Source organism: Megasphaera massiliensis (assembly GCF_000455225.1).
In the GTDB taxonomy this organism is placed as follows: Bacteria; Bacillota; Negativicutes; order Veillonellales; family Megasphaeraceae; genus Megasphaera; species Megasphaera massiliensis.
In genome coordinates this window covers 182,368-186,516 of record NZ_HF954558.1, presented here as the reverse complement: position 1 = coordinate 186,516, position 4,149 = coordinate 182,368, and the positions used below count along the sequence as shown (strand labels likewise).

The following is a 4,149-nucleotide window of genomic DNA, read 5'->3' as shown; positions in this document are numbered from 1 at the left end:
TTTTTCGTTACACCAGATGTGTTTGATACTACTTTGATACTAAAATTTCTAGAAATTGAAATGGAGGCACTCATTTTTCGGTACCTTTGACTTACCGTTAGAAATACATAATACATATTTCTGGCAATTTGTGATAGGTATTAGACATGAATGCTCATGAATGATAGACTGGTCTTAGTGGTGATATGATCGCCATGATTGATATGAAAAATCTATCATTGACCAATCAAGTATCCTATTCGATATAATAGAGGAGGAATCTATCATGAATAAAGCATTAGTCGCCTATTTTAGCGCCAGCGGTGTGACGGCAAAGGTTGCCGAAAAGCTGTCTCAAGCCATCGGTGCCGATATTTTTGAAATAAAACCGGAAGTGCCCTATACTTCAGCGGACCTTAACTGGCAGAATTCAGAAAGCCGCAGTTCCATAGAATCTAAGGATCCCGGCAGCCGTCCGGCTATTGCCGAAAAGGTCGTAAATATGAGTCAATATGACGTTGTCTTTGTTGGCTTTCCTGTCTGGTGGTATCGGGAACCATCCATTATCGACACCTTTATGGAAAGCTATGATTTTAGTGGTAAAAAGGTCGTTCCTTTTGCTACGTCCGGCATGAGCCCCATTGGAGATTCCGGTAAGAACATGCAGGCCTTGGCAGCGGGGGCCTCTGTCGCTGTGGGAAAACGCTTTCCGAACAATGTATCTGTCGATGAGCTGAAAGAATGGGCTGTAAAAAACAGTCAGTAACATAGAATGTATTCTTGCGTTTATTCCCCGATGAAAGGAGAAGACAAGAATGAAAACTTTGATTATTTCCGGCCATTCCGATCTCTCGACGTCCGTTGCTAATAAGGTGATTCTGGACGAGCTTGAAAAGGCCCTTCCGGATGCTGAAATCCGCAAGCTGAATCAGCTCTACCCGACAGCGAATATCGATGTAGAAGCGGAACAGAAGTCCTTACTGGCCGCCGACCTCATCGTGTGGCAGTTTCCCTTCTGGTGGTATTCTCTGCCCTGGCTCATGAAGAAGTGGCTCGACGAAGTCTTCCTTCATGGCTTTTCCCATGGCTCTAAGGCGAAACTCGGTGGGAAAAAGCTGCTCGTATCCTTTACGACAGGGGCCCCGGCAGAAGCCTATACCGGCGGCGAAGGCGCCATTGGCGATATCCAAAAGATGCTTGAAATATTTCCGGCAACGGCGAACCTTTGCGGTCTTGATTACCAGGGTGCTCTCTACGTCCATGGTGTCGGCTATACCACTCGCGATGATGAAATGGCTGTTGAGGCTCAGAAACAGGCTGCTCGGGAGTATGCAGAAAAACTCATCGGCCGTATTCAAGAAATTACAGCGTAATTTTTGACGACAGCCCTCGTTGCTGCTCTGTTTTTCTAAAAAGAGGAAAAGAAGTGTCGCCCATAGCGGTGCGGTACTTCTTTTTTTGTGGAAACATACTTTGGTTCTCCGCTTTCCGCCTTGACTTAGAGCGGCCGTTCAATGGTAAAATAAGAACATATGTGAATCGTTTTTTCATCACGGAGGGAGGGTGTGTTGTTATGTTGCATAAGAAGGTACTGAAGATTTCAGCGATCGGTGTCTGCCTGATTGCCATGAATTTGACTGCTTCAGCCGAGGGGCTTTACCTGCCGCAACATGGCCTGATCTTGGATCGACAGGCTCAGCAGCAATATATTGAAAAGACCGCAGGCGACCTCTTTACCGGCCGCAATCAGAAGCCTTTCGTTTTGCCTGATGGCTGGCAGCGACAGGATGTGACCGTCAGTGGTATCGTCGTCGAGAAGTATACGAATACGAATTCTGATTCCGATAAGGTGCTCTTACAACTCCACGGCGGCGGTTATGTCCTCGGCATGAGTGACGGTCATCGACTCATGGCCCTGAAGCAGGCGGCCTTGATGGATGCTAAAGAGGCTTATTGTGTTAATTATAGGTTAGCGCCGAACTACATCTATCCGGCTGCCCTTGACGATGCCATTGCGGCTTATAACTATCTCCTTGACAGCGGCATTAAGGCTGAAAATATCGTGTTAGTCGGCGATTCGGCCGGCGGAAATCTGGCCGTTGCCCTTGTGCTTTATTTGCGGGACCATCAAAATGCCTTGCCCCGACTGTTAGTCCTACAGTCACCATGGACGGATTTCAGTACGGCTGCGGCTTCGCGGACCTATAATGACCGTAAGGATAAGATTTTAGGCCGTGGGACGCCGCTCAATAAGGCTGTCAAAGAGCCGTCTTATGCCGGGACATTGTCCCTCTCTGACCCGAGGTTATCGCTGATTCATGCCGATTTGAAAGGGCTGCCGCCGATGCTGATTCAGACCGGCGGTCATGAAATATTCCTGACGGAAAATCAGAAGTTTATGGAAAAAGCCGTCGACGACGGCGTTGAAGTGACGATGACCGTCTATCCTGATATGCCCCATGACTTTGCCCTCTGCCTACCGGATCTCGATGCTTCCGTTGCGTCCCTGCAGGAAATCGGAACTTTTGCTAAAAGCCATTTCTAATACGACAAAAGCCCATCTCGCGATGGGCTTTTTGCCTAATTTTTTGGCACTGCATTTTTTATGGCCGTAATATCGAGCAAGGGCCTTGCCAGGGCGGCTGCTAAGATGCTTTTTACGATGTCTAAGGGGATAAAGGGCAGGACGCCACTGGTGATGACAGCACTCCAAGGCATTTCAGTGACGCCGTGGAGCTGCAGGACGCCGCCAAGATAGATGACGGGAATTCCGATGATGATGGCGACGAGGGAATAGCGCTTGAAGTTATATGTTTTCCCTTTTAACATCGACATGAGGTAGACGGCGACGACATAAGCCCAGATATATCCGCCGGTGGGTCCGAACATCTTACCCGGACCGGAGGTGCCGCCGGTGAATACGGGGACGCCGATGAGGCCGATGCCGATATAGGCCAGCATGGTGATGGCAGCGTCTTTTGGCGGTAAGAGGAAGGCCACTAAGTTGACGATCAGCGTCTGCAGGGCCAGGGGCGACTGAGAAAAGGGCAGGGGGATAATCAGATAAGCAGAGATACAGTTCATTGCAATCAACAAGGCGATGTGTGTCAGGCGCATCGTCTTTTCTCGTGACTCGGACATGATAAAAGCACTCCTTACTATAAATACAGGACTCGTTACACAAAGTGTATTATAGCAAACAGTGCCTTTAAGGTCAACTTATTGAATTAAAATCATGGTTTACAATTCGTCTTTCAGTAATTTCCCTAAGCAGGGTTCGACTTGGACGCCTTCACGGGGATCGCTTCCGGCTTTATGGGTATATTCGATGGCATAGCTCAGGAAGTCAGCAGCCCTTTTGATGGCGGCATGGAGCATCGTCCCTTGGAGCAGAGCGCCGGTAAGGACACTGGTAAAGAGGTCACCCGTTCCACAGGTGCTGAAGGGAAGGCGGTGGACCGGATATTCGTCAAAGGAGGCCGTCGTCGTATCGTAACTGACGATTTTGGTGGTATCTAAGTCGCTGGCGACACTGGTGATGACAATCTTTTTGGGGCCCATATCGGAGAGCGTTTTGCACAACTCAAGCATTTCCGTCGTCTTCGGAAGGTCTTCACTGTAGGGAACCCCGGCTAATAAACAGGCTTCCGTATAATTCGGTGTAATTACCGTGGCCTTGGCAATGAGTTTTCGCATTTCCGGAACGATAGCCGGTGTGAAGACCGGGTAGAGATTGCCGTTGTCACCCATGGCCGGGTCAACGACGATGAGACTGTCATCTTTGGCAAAGCGGGAAATGGCATCGGAAACGACTTCGATTTGACCGGCGTCGGCTAAAAATCCGCTGTAAATGGCGTCGTATTCATAGCCTAATTTTTGCCATTTATCCATAAACTCCGTCATATGGGGCGTAAAATCGGAAAATGTGAAATCGCCGTAGGTCAGATTATTGCTGAAAATAGCCGTTGGAAAAGGGCAGACCTGAAATCCCATGGCGGAGATGACCGGAATTGCCGCCGTAAGTGAGCAGCGGCCAAAAGAACATAAATCGTGAATCGCAAGGACGCGTTTGGTTGTCATAGAAAGACCTCCTCTAAGTAAACTGTACTATAATTTTAACCTATATACTGCAAGGTGTAAATAAGACAGATAAAAGGGATTCTGTCCTCT

Annotated in this window: 5 protein-coding genes; 3 read left to right on the top strand and 2 right to left on the bottom strand. The window is 48.5% G+C overall.

Translation table 11 applies throughout. The annotated features are described in order from the left end of the window. The first annotated feature begins 265 nt into the window (after positions 1-265). The 3 genes from TX77_RS11540 (at position 266) to TX77_RS11530 (ending at position 2,524) form a co-directional block, all read left to right on the top strand. Complete coding sequence (locus TX77_RS11540) at positions 266-745, top strand: flavodoxin (protein ID WP_044505224.1); 480 nt, start codon at positions 266-268, stop codon at positions 743-745. 49 nt (positions 746-794) lie between these two features. After that, entirely contained in the window at positions 795-1,352 is a 558-nt protein-coding gene (locus tag TX77_RS11535; RefSeq protein WP_044505223.1) for an NAD(P)H-dependent oxidoreductase, read from the top strand. 200 nt (positions 1,353-1,552) lie between these two features. After that, positions 1,553-2,524 (top strand): alpha/beta hydrolase, encoded by a 972-nt coding sequence (locus TX77_RS11530; protein ID WP_049917370.1) that lies wholly within the window; start codon positions 1,553-1,555, stop codon positions 2,522-2,524. A 35-nt stretch (positions 2,525-2,559) separates the two neighbouring features. Here TX77_RS11530 and TX77_RS11525 read toward each other — a convergent pair whose 3' ends face one another. Beyond that, positions 2,560-3,120 carry a biotin transporter BioY gene (locus TX77_RS11525; protein ID WP_044505222.1) on the bottom strand — a complete coding sequence of 187 codons (561 nt, stop codon included), beginning with the start codon at positions 3,118-3,120 and terminating at the stop codon, positions 2,560-2,562. Between the two features lie 99 nt (positions 3,121-3,219). Continuing rightward, the gene (locus TX77_RS11520) at positions 3,220-4,059 is read right to left on the bottom strand and encodes a pyridoxamine kinase (protein WP_044505221.1); all 840 of its coding nucleotides are present in this window, start codon (positions 4,057-4,059) and stop codon (positions 3,220-3,222) included. Positions 4,060-4,149 lie beyond the last annotated feature (90 nt).

What these genes read in the sequence shown, in the direction of transcription:
- TX77_RS11540 (WP_044505224.1), top strand. Translation starts at nt 266, where the DNA reads ATGAATAAAGCATTAGTCGCCTATTTTAGCGCCAGCGGTGTGACGGCA.
- TX77_RS11535 (WP_044505223.1), top strand. Translation starts at nt 795, where the DNA reads ATGAAAACTTTGATTATTTCCGGCCATTCCGATCTCTCGACGTCCGTT.
- TX77_RS11530 (WP_049917370.1), top strand. Translation starts at nt 1,553, where the DNA reads ATGTTGCATAAGAAGGTACTGAAGATTTCAGCGATCGGTGTCTGCCTG.
- TX77_RS11525 (WP_044505222.1), bottom strand. Translation starts at nt 3,120, where the DNA reads ATGTCCGAGTCACGAGAAAAGACGATGCGCCTGACACACATCGCCTTG.
- TX77_RS11520 (WP_044505221.1), bottom strand. Translation starts at nt 4,059, where the DNA reads ATGACAACCAAACGCGTCCTTGCGATTCACGATTTATGTTCTTTTGGC.